The sequence below is a fragment of the Streptomyces sp. NPDC020489 genome (assembly GCF_044386545.1).
Taxonomy (GTDB): domain Bacteria; phylum Actinomycetota; class Actinomycetes; order Streptomycetales; family Streptomycetaceae; genus Streptomyces.
In genome coordinates this window covers 60,531-75,263 of sequence record NZ_JBIRUZ010000012.1, presented here as the reverse complement: position 1 = coordinate 75,263, position 14,733 = coordinate 60,531, and the positions used below count along the sequence as shown (strand labels likewise).

15 protein-coding genes are annotated in these 14,733 nt (G+C 72.8%); 7 read left to right on the top strand and 8 right to left on the bottom strand.

The genetic code is table 11. The annotated features are described in order from the left end of the window. Positions 1 to 92 precede the first annotated feature (92 nt). On the top strand, positions 93 to 1,283 hold the full coding sequence (locus ACH41F_RS29260) for an MFS transporter (protein WP_391243018.1): 1,191 nt from the start codon (positions 93 to 95) through the stop codon (positions 1,281 to 1,283). Positions 1,284 to 1,477: 194 nt separating this feature from the next. Next, positions 1,478 to 2,209: a maleylpyruvate isomerase family mycothiol-dependent enzyme gene (locus tag ACH41F_RS29255; RefSeq protein WP_391243016.1), complete on the top strand. Its 732-nt coding sequence runs from the start codon at positions 1,478 to 1,480 to the stop codon at positions 2,207 to 2,209. 13 nt (positions 2,210 to 2,222) lie between these two features. Here ACH41F_RS29255 and ACH41F_RS29250 read toward each other — a convergent pair whose 3' ends face one another. After that, on the bottom strand, positions 2,223 to 2,618 hold the full coding sequence (locus ACH41F_RS29250; protein WP_391243013.1) for a MarR family transcriptional regulator: 396 nt from the start codon (positions 2,616 to 2,618) through the stop codon (positions 2,223 to 2,225). A gap of 87 nt (positions 2,619 to 2,705) precedes the next feature. On the opposite strand from ACH41F_RS29250, the gene ACH41F_RS29245 reads away from it, so the two are divergent. Both ACH41F_RS29245 and ACH41F_RS29240 read left to right on the top strand, forming a co-directional pair. After that, complete coding sequence (locus tag ACH41F_RS29245) at positions 2,706 to 4,190, top strand: MFS transporter (RefSeq protein ID WP_391243011.1); 1,485 nt, start codon at positions 2,706 to 2,708, stop codon at positions 4,188 to 4,190. 79 nt (positions 4,191 to 4,269) lie between these two features. After that, positions 4,270 to 4,563: a DUF6332 family protein gene (locus ACH41F_RS29240; protein WP_391243008.1), complete on the top strand. Its 294-nt coding sequence runs from the start codon at positions 4,270 to 4,272 to the stop codon at positions 4,561 to 4,563. Here ACH41F_RS29240 and ACH41F_RS29235 read toward each other — a convergent pair. From ACH41F_RS29235 to ACH41F_RS29225, 3 genes are all read right to left on the bottom strand, one after another. Beyond that, positions 4,524 to 5,189 carry a response regulator gene (locus tag ACH41F_RS29235; protein ID WP_391243005.1) on the bottom strand — a complete coding sequence of 222 codons (666 nt, stop codon included), beginning with the start codon at positions 5,187 to 5,189 and terminating at the stop codon, positions 4,524 to 4,526. The two genes, ACH41F_RS29240 and ACH41F_RS29235, sit on opposite strands and share 40 nt — an antisense overlap. Next, a complete protein-coding gene (locus tag ACH41F_RS29230; protein ID WP_391243002.1) occupies positions 5,186 to 6,412 on the bottom strand; it encodes a histidine kinase in 1,227 nt (408 codons plus the stop codon). Before ACH41F_RS29230 ends, ACH41F_RS29235 begins: the two co-directional genes overlap by 4 nt. Before the next feature lie 113 nt (positions 6,413 to 6,525). Continuing rightward, positions 6,526 to 7,242, bottom strand: a complete 717-nt coding sequence (locus tag ACH41F_RS29225) for a WHG domain-containing protein (protein ID WP_391242999.1) — start codon at positions 7,240 to 7,242, stop codon at positions 6,526 to 6,528. A 134-nt stretch (positions 7,243 to 7,376) separates the two neighbouring features. Here ACH41F_RS29225 and ACH41F_RS29220 point away from each other — a divergent pair, with 134 nt between their 5' ends. Beyond that, positions 7,377 to 7,826 carry a nitroreductase family deazaflavin-dependent oxidoreductase gene (locus ACH41F_RS29220; protein WP_391242996.1) on the top strand — a complete coding sequence of 150 codons (450 nt, stop codon included), beginning with the start codon at positions 7,377 to 7,379 and terminating at the stop codon, positions 7,824 to 7,826. Here the strand turns inward: ACH41F_RS29220 and ACH41F_RS29215 are convergent. Further along, complete coding sequence (locus tag ACH41F_RS29215; protein WP_391242993.1) at positions 7,819 to 9,057, bottom strand: geranylgeranyl reductase family protein; 1,239 nt, start codon at positions 9,055 to 9,057, stop codon at positions 7,819 to 7,821. The genes ACH41F_RS29220 and ACH41F_RS29215 overlap by 8 nt on opposite strands. Before the next feature lie 147 nt (positions 9,058 to 9,204). Here ACH41F_RS29215 and ACH41F_RS29210 point away from each other — a divergent pair, with 147 nt between their 5' ends. Next, positions 9,205 to 10,560 (top strand): M20/M25/M40 family metallo-hydrolase, encoded by a 1,356-nt coding sequence (locus tag ACH41F_RS29210; RefSeq protein ID WP_391242990.1) that lies wholly within the window; start codon positions 9,205 to 9,207, stop codon positions 10,558 to 10,560. Positions 10,561 to 10,739: 179 nt separating this feature from the next. On the opposite strand, the gene ACH41F_RS29205 is transcribed toward ACH41F_RS29210, so the two are convergent. The 3 genes from ACH41F_RS29205 to ACH41F_RS29195 form a co-directional block, all read right to left on the bottom strand. Beyond that, complete coding sequence (locus tag ACH41F_RS29205) at positions 10,740 to 11,780, bottom strand: NUDIX domain-containing protein (protein ID WP_391242988.1); 1,041 nt, start codon at positions 11,778 to 11,780, stop codon at positions 10,740 to 10,742. A 138-nt stretch (positions 11,781 to 11,918) separates the two neighbouring features. After that, on the bottom strand, positions 11,919 to 12,110 hold the full coding sequence (locus ACH41F_RS29200) for a hypothetical protein (RefSeq protein WP_391242985.1): 192 nt from the start codon (positions 12,108 to 12,110) through the stop codon (positions 11,919 to 11,921). 153 nt (positions 12,111 to 12,263) lie between these two features. Continuing rightward, positions 12,264 to 13,211: an ROK family protein gene (locus ACH41F_RS29195; RefSeq protein WP_391242982.1), complete on the bottom strand. Its 948-nt coding sequence runs from the start codon at positions 13,209 to 13,211 to the stop codon at positions 12,264 to 12,266. 194 nt (positions 13,212 to 13,405) lie between these two features. Between ACH41F_RS29195 and ACH41F_RS29190 the strand changes: the two genes are divergently transcribed. Next, a complete protein-coding gene (locus ACH41F_RS29190) occupies positions 13,406 to 14,455 on the top strand; it encodes a substrate-binding domain-containing protein (protein ID WP_391242978.1) in 1,050 nt (349 codons plus the stop codon). Positions 14,456 to 14,733 lie beyond the last annotated feature (278 nt).

Genomic DNA, 14,733 nt, shown 5'->3' with positions numbered 1-14,733 from the left:
CCACCCCGGGACAGACACCCTTGCCCCCACACCGCACCCCCGCCTAGCCTGCTTTTGTGCCGCAAATAAACAAAACCCGATCGCACAACGTCGTGCCGGGCAATCCCCTCATCCGCCTCCGCATCGTCCTGACCGTGTTCTTCGCCCTCGACGGCTTCATCTTCGCCGGCTGGGTCGTCCGCATCCCCGACATCAAGGACCGCACCGGCGCCACCGCCGGTGACCTCGGCCTCGCCCTCCTCGGCGTCTCCGCGGGCGCGGTGATCACGATGATGCTCACCGGCCGCCTCTGCCGCCGTTACGGCAACCACCAGGTCACCGTCTTCTGCGCGGTGCTCCTCTCCCTCAGCGTGGCCCTCCCCCCGCTCACCCGCACCCCGCTGACCCTCGGCATCGTGCTGCTGGTCTTCGGAGCCGCGTACGGCGGGATCAACGTGGCCTTCAACAGCGCCGCCGTGGACCTGGTGACCACACTGCGGCGCCCGATCATGCCGAGCTTCCACGCCGCCTTCAGCCTGGGCGGGATGGTCGGGGCGGGACTCGGCGGCCTGGTCGCCGCGCAGGTGTCACCGACCCGGCACCTGCTCGGCCTCACCGTCGTCGGACTGGCCGTGACGGCTGTCGCCGGCCGCCAGCTCCTGCGGATCGAACCGCCCACGCCTCCCGAGCGGACCGAGCCCCGGACCGGATCGGCACCACACCGGCTGGACCGCCGGACCCGCGGGCTGGTGATCGTCTTCGGCCTGATCGCCCTGTGCACGGCGTACGGCGAGGGCGCCATGGCCGACTGGGGCGCGCTGCACCTGAAGGAGGACCTGGGCGCCTCCGCCGGGGTCGCCGCCATCGGTTACTCCTGCTTCGCGCTGACGATGACCGTCGGGCGGCTGACCGGGACGACCCTGCTGGAGCGGCTCGGCCGCACCCGCACCGTGGTCGTGGGCGGCGCCACCGCGGCGGCCGGGATGCTGCTCGGCTCCCTCGCCCCCGCGCTGTGGGCGGCGCTGCTCGGCTTCGGGATCGCGGGGCTCGGTCTCGCCAACCTCTTCCCCGTGGCCGTCGAACGCGCGGGCACGCTCGCCGGCCCCACCGGCGTCGCCATCGCCTCGACACTCGGCTACGGCGGCATGCTCCTCGGCCCGCCCGCCATCGGCTTCATGGCCGACTGGTTCTCCCTGTCCGCCGCGCTCACCAGCGTGGCGGCACTCGCGGCGGTCGCCGCGGCGATCGGTCTGACCACCCACCGGGCCACCACGGAGACCACTCCGCGACACCGCGACGCCTGAAGCACGGTGGTGCCTGAAACACGGTGGCGCGTGAAGCAGGGTGGCGCCTGAAGCAGGGCAGGGCTTGAAGCCGGGCGGGACTTGAAGCAAAGCAGCGCCCGAAGCACGCCGGCGCAGGGAGCGCGGTCCCCCAACGCACCGCCCCGCAGCCACCGCCCTGCCCTCGACCGCACTCCATGCGGCAGACTCACCGCATGGAGACTGCCGAGTTCGTTCACACCCTCGACCAGGAGGGCCGGTTGCTGGCCGCGGCGGCCGAAGAGGCCGGGACCGACGCAAAGGTGCCGACCTGTCCGCAGTGGCAGGTGCGGGACCTGCTCCGGCACACCGGGGCGGTGCACCGCTGGGCGGCGGGATTCGTCGCCGAGGGGCTGACCACGCCCCGTCCCATGGGCGAGGCGCCGGACCTCCACGGCCCCGAACTCCTGGCGTGGTACCGGCAGTCGCATCAGCGTCTGGTCGAGACCCTCACCTCCGCCGCACCCGACGTGGAGTGTTTCCAGTTCCTGCCGGCACCGTCGCCGCTGGCCTTCTGGGTGCGCAGGCAGGCGCACGAGACCGCGGTGCACCGCTTCGACGCGGAGGCCGCGCGCGGGGGTGCGCCGAGCGACATCGCCCCGGGGTTCGCCGCCGACGGCGTCGACGAGTTGCTGACCGGCTTCCACGCGCGCGAACGCAGCCGGGTGCGCAGCGCGACACCCCGGGTGCTGCGGGTGCGGGCCACGGATGTCGAGGGCGCGGTGTGGACCGTACGGCTGTCCCCTGAGCCGCCCGCGGCCGAGCGGGGCGAGTCGGGGGACGCGGAGTGTGAAATCGCCGGGCCCGCTGGGCAGTTGTATCTCTCCCTGTGGAACCGCGTGCCGTTCCCGGCCGTGACGGGCGACGGTGCCCTCGCCGAGCTGTGGCGCGAGAAGTCGGGTATCTGAGAGCGCCGCCGGGTCAGTCCGGCGCGAGCATCGTCGTCAGCACCGCACGCTGCACCGGGAGCACCTCGCCGTGCAGCGTGCGCCCCTTCTCCGTGAGCGCCACTCGGACGCCCCGCCGGTCCTCGGGGCACAGGGCGCGCTCGACGAGCCCGTCCTTCTCCAGCCGGGCGATCAGCCGCGACAGAGCGCTCTGGCTGAGATGGACCCGCTCGGAGATCTCCTGGACGCGGTAGGAGCAGTCGCCGGTCGCGCGCCCTCCGTCGGCGAGGACGTCGAGCACCTCGAAGTCGCTGGCGCACAAGCCGTGTTGGTGGAGTGCGCGGTCGATCTCGCACTGCGTGCGGGCGTGCAGCGCCAGCATCTCCCGCCAGCGTTCCACGAGTGCCTGCTCCGCGTTCGTCGCCGCCATGCGCGGCACCGTAGCAGAGAACAGAAATTATTGCATCGTAATTAAATGCGTTTGCATTCGATGCATGCGCATGTAGTGTCTTGGGGCATGACCTCTCCGCTCACCGCTTCGGCACCCGACGGGCGTTGGACCCCCCGACTGTGGGGCACGCTGCTGGTGCTGTGCGCCGCGATGTTCCTGGACGCGCTCGACGTGTCGATGGTCGGCGTCGCGCTGCCGTCCATCGGCGCCGACCTCGGCCTGTCGACCTCGACCCTGCAATGGATCGTCAGCGGCTACATCCTCGGCTACGGCGGCCTGTTGCTGCTCGGGGGCCGCGCCGCCGACCTGCTGGGCCGGCGCGAGGTGTTCCTCGTCGCCCTCGGTGTGTTCGCCGTCGCCTCCCTGCTCGGCGGGCTCGTCGACTCCGGGCCGCTGCTGATCGCCAGCCGTTTCGTCAAGGGCCTGAGCGCCGCGTTCACCGCGCCCGCCGGCCTGTCCATCATCACCACGACCTTCGCCGAAGGCCCGCTCCGCAACCGGGCGTTGTCGATCTACACGACCTGCGGCGCCACCGGCTACTCGATGGGTCTGGTCTTCTCCGGCTTCCTCACCGAGGCCAGTTGGCGCTACACCATGCTGTTGCCCGCCCCCGTCGCGCTGATCGCCCTGATCGTGGGCCTGAAGCTGCTGCCGCGCAGCGCCCGCGAGAAGAGCACCGGCGGCTACGACATCCCGGGCGCCGTCCTCGGCACCGCCTCGATGCTGCTGCTCGTGTTCACCGTTGTCGAGGCGGCCGAGGCGGGCTGGGGTTCCGCGCGTACCGTCCTGTCCTCCCTCGCCGTCGTCGTCCTGCTCACCGCCTTCGTGGCCGTCGAGCGGCGCAGCCCCAGCCCGCTGATCCGGCTCGGCGTCCTGCGCTCGGGTCCGCAGGTCCGGGCGCAACTGGGCGCGATGACCTTCCTCGGCAGCTACATCGGCTTCCAGTTCCTGGTCACCCTCTACATGCAGCAGCTGCTCGGCTGGTCGGCGCTGCACACCGCGCTGGCGTTCCTGCCGGCGGGCACGCTGGTGGCGCTGTCCGCGACGAAGGTGGGCGCGGTCATCGACCGGTTCGGCACACCGCGGCTCATCGTGGCCGGCTTCGCGCTGATGGTCGTGGGCTACCTGCTGTTCCTGCGCATCGACCTCGACCCGGACTACGCGGCGGTGATCCTGCCCACCATGCTCCTGGTCGGCGCCGCCTTCGCACTGACCTTCCCCTCGCTCAACGTCCAGGCCACCAACGGCGTCGACGAGCACGAGCAGGGCATGGTCTCCGGTCTGCTCAACACCTCGGTGCAGGTGGGCGGCGCGCTCTTCCTCGCCGTGGTCGCGGCGGTGCTGACGGCGAACGCGCCCGCGGAGGGGGCCTCCCGGCAGGCCGTCCTCGACAGCTACCTGCCCGGTCTGACGGTGGTCACCGGCATCGCGGTCGCGGGCCTGCTGATCTCGCTGACCGGACTGCGGTTCCGACCCCGCCGGAAGACGGTGGTGGTCGCCAGGTCCACACCCCAGGCGGAGGAGGCGGAACGCGTACCCGTACGCGGCTGACAGGGGGCGCCTCCTCCCCCACCGTGCGCCCGGCGGAGCCCACTTGCCCCGCCGGGCGCACACCTGTGAGACTCCCCGTATGACCGAGTTCGGGGGACGACGGGATCAGGCCGGGCGGGACGTCATCACCGTCGAGATCGGATACGCGCTGTTCAGCGCCGCGTTCGCGGCGGCGGTCGTCTTCGGGGCGCTCGCCGGGCCCGCGCTGCTCTTCGAACTGCCGGGCACCCTGGACAGGGTCCTGATCCGGGTGGGCCTCGGGGTCGCGCCGGTGCTGTTCCTGGCCCGGGTCATCAGCGTGCTGCTGCGCTTCCGGCCGGAGGACGCCTCGGCTCAGCCCAGCCAGCCGGGCCGGACCAGCCCCGACTCGTAGGCCAGCACGACGAGTTGGGCCCGGTCCCGGGCTCCCAGCTTCACCATCGTGCGGCTGACGTGGGTCTTCGCGGTGAGCGGGCTGACCACCAGGCGCCGCGCGATCTCCTCGTTGGACAGGCCGATGCCGACCAGCGCCATCACCTCCCGTTCCCTCTCGGTGAGGTGAGCGAGCGCGTCGGCCGCGGCGGGCTCCTTGGAACGGGCCGCGAACTCGGCGATGAGCCGCCGGGTCACCCCGGGCGAGAGCAGCGCGTCACCCTCCACCACCGCGCGCACGGCCCGCAGCAGCTCCTCCGGTTCGGTGTCCTTGACCAGGAAGCCGGAGGCCCCCGAGCGGATCGCCTCGAAGACGTACTCGTCGAGCTCGAAGGTGGTGAGCATGACGACCTTGACGTCCGCCAGACGCGCGTCCTCGGTGATGCGGCGGGTGGCGGCGAGCCCGTCGAGTTCGGGCATGCGGATGTCCATCAGGACCACGTCCGGGCGCAGTTCACGCACCAGGCGCACCGCCTGGGCTCCGTCGGGGGCCTCACCGGCCACCTCGATGTCGGGCTGCGCGTCGAGCAGCGCCCGGAACCCGGCCCGTACGAGCGACTGGTCGTCGGCGAGCAGTACGCGGATCACCGGTTCTCCTTCACCTTCAGGGGCAGGACGGCGAGCACCCGGAACCCGCCGTCGGGACGCGGCCCGGCCTCGATCGTGCCACCCAGCGCCCCGGCCCGCTCCCGCATGCCGGCCAGGCCGTTGCCGCTGCCGCCCGCGTCGGCGCCGGTCGCCGGCCCGTCGTCGTCGACCCGGATCCGTAGCGTCGCCCCGTCCCCGTGCTCGACGCGCACGCGCGCCTGCCGCGATCCCGAATGCCGTACGACATTGGTCAGCGCCTCCTGGACGATACGGAACGCGGCGAGATCGGTGCCGGGGGCGAGTTCCGGGATGTCCCCCTCGACCTCCACCGTCAGGCCGGCGCTCGCGGCCTGCCGCACCAGTTCCGGCAACCGGTCGAGGCCGGGGGCCGGCGCGCGGGGCGCGTCACCGGGGGTGCGCAGGGTGTCGAGCACCTGGCGGACCTCGCCGAGCGCCTCCTTGCTGGCGGCCTTGATGGTGGTGAGTGCCGTGCGCGCCTGTTCGGGGTCGCTGTCGAGGAGGGCGAGGCCGACGCCGGCCTGGACGTTGATCACGGAGATGCTGTGCGCGAGGACGTCGTGCAGTTCGCGGGCGATCCGCAGCCGCTCCTCGTCGGCGCGCCGCCGTGCCGCCTGCGCCCGCTCGGCCCGCTCCCGCGCCCACTGCTCCCGACGGGTCCGGGCCAGCTCCGCCAGCGCCACGACTGCGATCCCCCAGGCGGCGACCACTCCCTCCGAGCCCCAGGAGGCGGCCGCGTCATCGGGCGGGGGCAGCCACCGGAAGAGCCAGTGCGCGACGAGTACGTGTCCGGCCCAGAGCAGCCCGAGCGCGGTCCAGGCGGCCCGGCGGTGTCCCGCGACGATGGCGCCGAAGCAGCCGACGGCGAAGGTCACGAAGACCGGCCCGTACGGGTATCCGGCGCCCAGGTAGAGCATGGTGACGGCCGCGGTGCCGAACACGACGGCCACCGGGTGCCGGCGGCGCCACAGCAGCAGCCCGGCCGCCACCAGCAGCAGCACGCGCGCGAAGAGGTCGAGGTCGGCACGCTCCGCCTGCTGTCGCGCCGCGAAGTTCGATCCGGCCAGGACGAAGACCGCGACCAGCACGGTGGAGCGCCAGGGCAGGCGGGCCGCCCGCTCCGCCTCGCCCCAGCGGTTCCACCACGGCGGTCCGTGCCGCCACCACAGGGGCGGGCCGCCCCCGGACACGCGCTGCTCGTCCATGACCGCCACGCTAGACGCCGCCCGCCGCCCGGGGCGTCCGCCGGACGTGGTGATCAGGCGTACTCCCGGCGAAGTACGCGGCGCCGGCCGTCCCGCATGCCGTGGGTCCTCCGTCAGGACCCGGAGGCGGCGCCGGTTCCCTGGGGCACCAGCCCCACCCCGTGGCCGAGCCGGGTCGCGGCGTGCCGGAAGAACGGGGCGCGGTCCTCGACCACCCGGTGGAACTGCCCGAACAGCTCGAAGCCCACGAGCCCGAACAGCTGGGCCCAGGCCGCGACGAGCGCCGCCACGGACTCGGGCGGAAGGTCGGGCGCCAGGTCGGCGGCCATCCGCTCGGCCTCGGGGCGCAGCTGCGCCGGCAGCTCGGGCTCGGTCAGGTGGCCCTGGTGGTGGGCGTCGCGCACGATGCCGATGAGGACGAGGCCCACCCGGGCGGCGGCCGGGACGGTGGTCTGGGGCGCGGTGTAGCCGGGCACCGGGGAGCCGTAGATGAGCGCGTACTCGTGCGGATGCCCGAGCCCCCAGTCGCGTACCGCCTCGCACACCGCGGTCCATCGTTCGGCCGGTCCGGCGTCGGCGGCCCGGTCGCGGGCCGCCTCGACGCTCTCCCCCAGGGAGTTGTAGGAGTCGATGATCAGCGCGGTGAGCAGGTCGTCACGGCTGGGGAAGTACCGGTACAGCGCCGAGGAGACCATTCCCAGCTCGCGTGCCACGGCTCGCAGCGAGAGCTTCGACGCGCCTTCGGCGGCGAGCTGGCGGCGCGCCTCGTCCTTGATGGCGGCGGTGACCTCGATCCGGGCGCGGGCCCTGGCTCCTTGTGCGGTGCTCATGCCGACCAGTCTCCCACAAGGGCAGAGCAGTGCACACAAAAAAGAGCACTGCTCTTGATATGGGTCACCGCTCCGTGCAGACTGGACCCACCGAAAGCGAGAGCACCGCTCTCGCACCATCCATGGGAGTCACCATGTCGTCGTCGCCGTACTACCTCAAGGGCAGCCCGCTCAACGTCCGCCTCAACAGCCTCATGGGCTGGCTGGCCCGGCACGGACTCAGCCTTGCGGGCATGGCGGAGATGTCGGTGCGGGGCCGCAAGAGCGGCAAGATGCAGCGGATCCCGGTCAACCCGCACACCTACGACGGCGCGCAGTACCTCGTCTCCGCCCGCGGCCATTCCCAGTGGGTGCGCAACATGCGGGTGGCCGGCGGCGGGGAGCTCCGGGTCGGCCGCAAGGTCCGCCAGTTCACCGCGGTGGAGCTAGCGGACGACGAGAAGCCCGCGATCCTGCGGACCTACCTGGAGAAGTGGGGCTGGGAGGTCAACCAGTACTTCCAGGGGGTCACCGCGAAGTCCTCCGACGAGGAGATCGTCGCGGCGGCCCCGGACCACCCCGTCTTCCGGATCACGGTCAGGTAGCCGCGTCGTCGCCGCTCTGGTCCGACCGGCGGTCCAGCGTGGCCAGCAGCCGCTGGGCCATGGGGCGGCCTCGCACTATCTCGCCGAGCGAGGTGGACCCGCGGGTGATGTCCATGAACGCCCGCCAGGCGGGCCGGAACCCGGTCAGCGCCGCGTGGAAGACACCCGGCCTGCGCTCGAACGCCATCAACAGTCGCCTGCCGACGCTCATCTCCACGCCCAGCCCCGCCTTGATGGCGAACGCGTAGTTCAGGGCCTGGCGCCGGGCGTCCACCGCGTCGTGCGCCTCGGCGATCCGCACCGCCCACTCCCCCGCGAGCCGGCCCGAGCGCAGCGCGAACGAGATGCCCTCGCGGGTCCAGGGCTCCAGCAGCCCGGCCGCGTCCCCGCACACCAGCACCCGGCCGCGGGACAGCGGCGAGTCGTCGGCCCGGCAGCGGGTCAAGTGGCCCGAGGACACGCTCGGTTCGAAACCGGCGAGGCCGAGCCGGGCGATGAAGTCCTCCAAGTACCGCTTGGTGGCGGCGCCTTCGCCGCGGGCCGAGATCACCCCGACGGTGAGCGTGTCCCCCTTGGGGAAGACCCAGCCGTAACTGCCGGGCATCGGGCCCCAGTCGATGAGCACCCGCCCCCGCCAGTCCTCGGCGACGGTCTCGGGCACCGGGATCTCCGCCTCCAGACCGAGGTCGACCTGGTCGAGCTTGACCCCGACATGTGCTCCTATGCGGCTGGCGCTGCCGTCCGCGCCGACGACCGCCCGCGCGAGCACCGTCTCGCCGCCCTGGAGGACCACGGCGACGGTACGCCGGTCCGGCACCGCCGAGCCGTGCTGCTCCACCCGCTGCACGGTGACGCCCGTACGCAGGTCGGCGCCCGCCTTCTGGGCGTGCTCGACGAGCTGCTGGTCGAACTCGGACCGGTTGATCAGCCCGAACAGCATCTGCTTGGAGCGGCGGGTGCGCGTGAACCGGCCGTTGTGCGAGAACGTCACCGCGTGCACGCGGTCCCGCAACGGCAGCTCGTAGCCCGGGGGCAGGCTGTCCCGGGAAGGACCGATGATGCCGCCGCCGCACGTCTTGTAGCGGGGCAGCTCCGCCTTCTCCAGCAACAGCACACGCCGACCGGCGACCGCCGCCGCGTACGCGGCCGAGGCACCCGCAGGCCCCGCACCCACCACGACGACGTCCCACACCTGCCGCGCGTCGTCCGCCGAAGAGTTCTCGCTGGTCACGATGGTCTACTGCTCCGATCAAGCCGCTTGCCGCTGCTGACTCCCGCATCCTACGACCGCCATCACCGCAGGCCACCCGGCCCCGGGCCGCTGTGGGAGGATCTCCCTACCCACATGTACAACGTCGCACCTACGAGGAGCGTGCCCATGTCGTCGAATCCGGTCGCCGAGACCGTCGCCTCGCTCATGCCCAGGGCACGGGCGGAGCTCGCCGAACTGGTGGCGTTCAAGTCGGTGGCGGACTTCGACCAGTTCCCCCGGAGCGAGAGCGAGGGCGCCGCCCGCTGGGTCGCCGACGCGCTCACCGCCGAGGGCTTCCAGGACGTCGCCCTCCTCGACACCCCGGACGGCACCCAGTCGGTGTACGGCTACCTGCCCGGCCCGGCGGGCGCGAAGACGGTCCTGCTCTACGCGCACTACGACGTGCAGCCCCCGCTGGACGAGGCCGCCTGGACCACTCCGCCGTTCGAGCTGACCGAGCGCGACGGCCGCTGGTACGGGCGTGGCGCCGCCGACTGCAAGGGCGGCGTCATCATGCACCTGCTCGCCCTGCGCGCCCTGAAGGCGAACGGCGGCGTGCCGGTGAACGTCAAGGTGATCGCCGAGGGCTCCGAGGAGATGGGCACCGGCGGTCTGGAGCGGTACGCCGAGGAGCACCCGGACCTGCTGGCGGCCGACACCATCGTCATCGGCGACGCGGGCAACTTCCGGGTCGGACTGCCGACGGTGACCACCACCCTGCGCGGTATGACCCTGGTCCGCGTCCAGATCGACACGCTCCAGGGCAACCTGCACTCCGGCCAGTTCGGCGGCGCGGCGCCCGACGCGCTGGCCGCGCTGATCCGGGTCCTGGACTCGCTGCGCGCCGAGGACGGCTCGACCACAATCGACGGTCTGACGCCGAAGACCGGCTGGGACGGCCTGCGGTACGACGAGGAGCAGTTCCGCAAGGACGCCAAGGTCCTCGACGGCGTCGAGCTGATCGGCTCCGGCACGGTCGCCGACCGCATCTGGGCACAGCCGGCCGTCACGGTCCTCGGCATCGACTGCCCGCCGGTCGTCGGCGCCACCCCGTCCGTGCAGGCGAGCGCCCGCGCCCTGGTCAGCCTGCGGGTGCCGCCGGGCGTCGACGCCGCCGAGGCGACCAAGCTGCTCCAGGCCCACCTGGAGGCCCACACGCCGTGGGGCGCCCGGGTGCGCGTCGAACAGACCGGTCAGGGCCAGCCGTTCAGCGCCGACACCACAAGCCCCGCGTACGCGGCGATGGCCGACGCCATGGCGACCGCCTACCCGGGCCAGGAGATGAGTTACGCCGGCCAGGGCGGCTCCATCCCGCTGTGCAACACGCTCGCCGCGCTCTACCCGCGAGCGGAGATCCTCCTCATCGGCCTGAGCGAGCCGGAGGCCCAGATCCACGCGGTCGACGAGAGCGTCTCGCCCGAGGAGTTGGAGCGGCTGTCGGTCGCGGAGGCACTGTTCCTGCGCAACTACGCGGCGGGCTGACCGACCGCGCACGGCGGCGGACATGGCCTCGCGAGAGGGGCCGACCCGACCCCATCACGGGGGCCGACCCCGTCACGGGGCCATGTCCACCACCGCACGCGCCCGTTCCCAGGCCGAGCGCACGACGTCGTTCTCGCTGCCAGGCCACCGGGAACGGCCGAGGCGCCGCGGTCCGCCGTTCAGGGCGTGGGAATGCCCGCCTCCAGATAGAGCGCCGCCCCGCGCTCCCGGGCGCGCAGTGCCCAGCGCAGCCGCTCGTAGCGGACGGGGGGCAGCAGGTCCGCGGCCTCCTGCTCGGTGACGAAGCGCCAGGCGCGCAGTTCGGGACCGGGCAGCAGCACCCGGCTCGCCTCGGCGGAGTCCAGACGGCCGCCGTCGAAGAGGAGCCGCAGTCCGCCGTAGCCGGGCGGCCGGGGCTGCTCCCAGTCGACGACGAGGAGCCGCGGTACGTCCGCCAGCCGGATCCCGGTCTCCTCGGCGACCTCGCGCATGCCGGCCCGCGCGGGCGCCTCGCCGGGCTCGACGACACCGCCGGGGAACTCCCAGCCGGCCTTGTAGGTGGGGTCGACGAGCAGCACCCGGTCCTCCTCGTCGAAGAGGAGGACACCGGCGGCGACGGTCTCGGCGGACGGCTCGGGGGTCTGCACGATGTCGCAGACGGGCACGGAACCGGACCCGATCGCCTCGGCGATACGGACGGCCGTCTCGTACGGGGTGAGGGAGCCGGTGTCGACGGGGTGGGCGTCGGCGCTCAGCCAGGTGGCGAGGGCGGTCCGGTACGGCTCGATGTGGTCGTAGGACCACTGCCGTACCCGTATCTCAGCGTCGGGCAGGTCGGGCGGGATCTCCCGCCCCGCTATCCGCTCCCGCAGGATCGTTTCGGCCGGAGCGAGCAGGATGTGCCGGACCGTGATCCGGCGGGCGGCGAGACCGCCGAAGATCTCGTCGCGGTACTCCTGGCGCAGCAGGGTCATGGGGACCACGAGGGTCCCGCCCAGCTCGGCCAGCATGGCGGCCGCCGTGTCGATCACCAGGCGCCGCCAGATCGGCAGGTCCTGGAAGTCGCCGACCTCGGCGAGGCGCTTGGGCGGGAGCAGGTGCGTCAAGCCTCCGCCGATGACCTCAGGGTCGAAGAGCGTGCTGTTCGGGATCAGTTCGATCAGTTCTCGTGCGGTGGTGGTCTTCCCCGCACCGAACGCACCGTTGATCCAGACGATCACGGTTCCCCCTCTTCTGTTGGCCCCCTGAGGCTTGCCCGCTTCACCCTGCCACGGAAACCAGGTCCAGTTGAGGGCGTGCACACGACGGCGCCGGTGCTCCCTCACACGAGGGGCACCGGCGCCGTGGGTCGGGGCTCGTCAGCCGTTCTGCCCGAGGGCGGTGTCGTCAACGGCCAGGCTGTCGCTGGCGATCGTGTCGCCGAGGGTGCTGACGGTCTTGTCCACGTCGAGGTCGGGCAGGCCCTCCCCGACCGCGTGCGAGGGGGAGACCGCGGCGACGACGAAACCGGTGGCCATGGTGGCGATGGCGAGCATGGTGCGCTTCTTCATGCCCTGATCAACGGCGCGGGCGGCCCGGAGTCACGGGAACAGCGACGAAAGCGGCCGTCGGACGTACGCGAGTGCGTTGACCGCACTCGGCGGCGGCCCCGACGATCGTCCGTCGGGGCCGGCCGCCGAGTGAACGTTCCTGCCGAGGATGGGTCAGACCGGGGCCACGTCCGTCCTCTTGGCGAGGGCGGCCGCCGCCGCGCCCACGAGGCCCGCGTCGGTGCCCATCTGCGCCGGAGTGACGACCAGGCGCTGCACGAAGGACAGAGTGGCGTACTCGGTCAGGGCCTTGCGCAGCGGCGCGAAGAGGACGTCGCCCGCCTTGCCGACACCGCCGCCGATCACCGCGATGTCGATCTCGACGAGTGTCGCGGTGGCGGCGATCCCTGCGGCGAGCGCCTGCGCGGCCCGTGCGAAGGAGGCCACCGCGACCGGGTCGCCGGCCCGGGCGGCGGCGGCCACCGCCGCAGCGGAGGTGTCGCCGTCGGGGCCGGGGCGCCAGCCGTTCTCGACAGCCCGGCGGGCGATGTTCGGACCGCTCGCGATGCGCTCCACACAGCCTCGCGAACCGCACGCGCACGGGTCCCCGTCGACGTCCACGCTGATGTGGCCGATGTGGCCGGCGTTGCCCGTCGGACCGGGGTGCAGACGGCCGCCCAGGACCAGACCGCCGCCGACGCCCGTCGAGACGACCATGCACAGCGCGTTGTCGTGGCCGCGGGCCGCGCCCTGCCAGTGCTCGGCCGCGGTGATCGCCACACCGTCGCCGATCAGCTCGACGGGCAGTCCGCCGGTCGCCTCCCGAACCCGCCGGACCAGCGGATAGTCGCGCCAGCCAGGCACGTTCACCGGGCTCACGGTGCCCGCGGAGGCGTCCACCGGGCCCGCGCTGCCGATACCGAGGGCCAAGGCGCGTCCCCACAACGGCGAGGCGGCGAGCTCGCCGAGCACCTCCTCGACGGCGCCCATCACCGTCTCGCCGTCCTCCTTGGCGGGCGTGGCGCGCTGGGCTCGCACCAGGATCCGGCCCTGGTCGTCGACCAGTGCTCCGGCGATCTTGGTGCCGCCGATGTCGAGCGCGGCCACTAGGTCGGTGTGCATCAGTGTCAGATCTCCCCGTCAACCATGAGAAAGGGCGGGCCGGTCCCGGGGTGGGGGCACGGGACCGGTGATTGCGGTGGACAGTGTCCCCCGCATCTGACAACGTTGTCCAGGCTCTATGCTCGACGCCACATCCTCATACAAAATCATGGCCGCCGCACCTCCCTCGGACGACAGGAACAGGACGCCGCATCGTGCCCGACACCACCCGCCGCGCAGACCGCCACACCGCCTCGCGTTACGGCAACCGTCCGACGATGAAGGACGTGGCCGCACGCGCCGGGGTCGGCCTGAAGACGGTCTCCCGCGTGGTCAACGGCGAACCGGGCGTCACACCGGAGACCGAGCGCCGGGTCCAGGAGGCCATCGACGCGCTCGGCTTCCGCCGCAACGACAGCGCGCGGGTGCTGCGCAAGGGCAGCACGGCCAGCATCGGGCTGGTCCTGGAGGACCTCGCCGACCCGTTCTACGGCCCGCTCAGCCGCGCGGTCGAGGAGGTCGCCCGCACCCACGGCACGCTGCTCATCAACGGCTCCAGCGCGGAGGACCCGGAACGTGAGCAGGAGTTGGTGCTGGCGCTGTGCGCGCGGCGGGTGGACGGGCTCGTGATCATCCCGGCCGGTGACGACCACCGGTATCTGGAGCCCGAGCTCAAGGCGGGCGTCGCCACGGTGTTCGTGGACCGGCCCGCCGGACAGATCGACGCCGACGTGGTCCTCTCGGACAACTACGGCGGCGCCCGCGACGGGGTCGCCCACCTCATCGCCCACGGGCACCGCCGGATCGGCTTCATCGGCGACATGCCCCGCATCCACACCGCCGCCGAGCGCCTGCGCGGCTACCGGGCCGCCATGGAGGACGCCGGCATACCGGTCGAGGACTCCTGGATGTCGCTCGGCGTCACCGACCCCGGGCGGGTGCGCCGGGCGGCCGAGGAGATGCTCTCCGGCCCGACTCCGGTCACCGCGGTCTTCACGGGCAACAACCGGGTGACGGTCACCGTGGTCCGTGTCCTCGCCGAACAGGCCCGCCGGGTCGCCCTGGTGGGCTTCGACGACATCGAACTCGCCGACCTGCTCCAGCCGGGCGTCACCGTGGTGGCCCAGGACGCCGCGACCCTCGGCCGCACCGCCGCCGAACGGCTCTTCCGCCAACTCGACGGCACCCTCGTCACCCCGGAACGCATCGAACTGCCGACCCGCCTGATCACCCGGGGCTCGGGTGAACTGCCGCCGTCGGACTGAGCGGCCGGTGACGTGAGGCGCGCGAGGAAATGCGGGAGCATGGTCCCAGGGTGGCCGGACGGAGAGACGGGCGGACGGGCGCGGCCCTGGAAGCGCGGGGGGCGTTGGCGTGGCTGATGTGGGGGCAGGGGGCCGGGGCGATGACGGCGGATGCGGAGCGGGAGGCGGTTGCCGCGGGCGCGGTGCCGGAGGCCGTAGCCTCCGATTCGGTGCCCCGCGCGGTGGTTCCGGCGGAGGGTCCACCCCGGCCCGGTCCGGCGGCGGCGCCCCCGACTGGC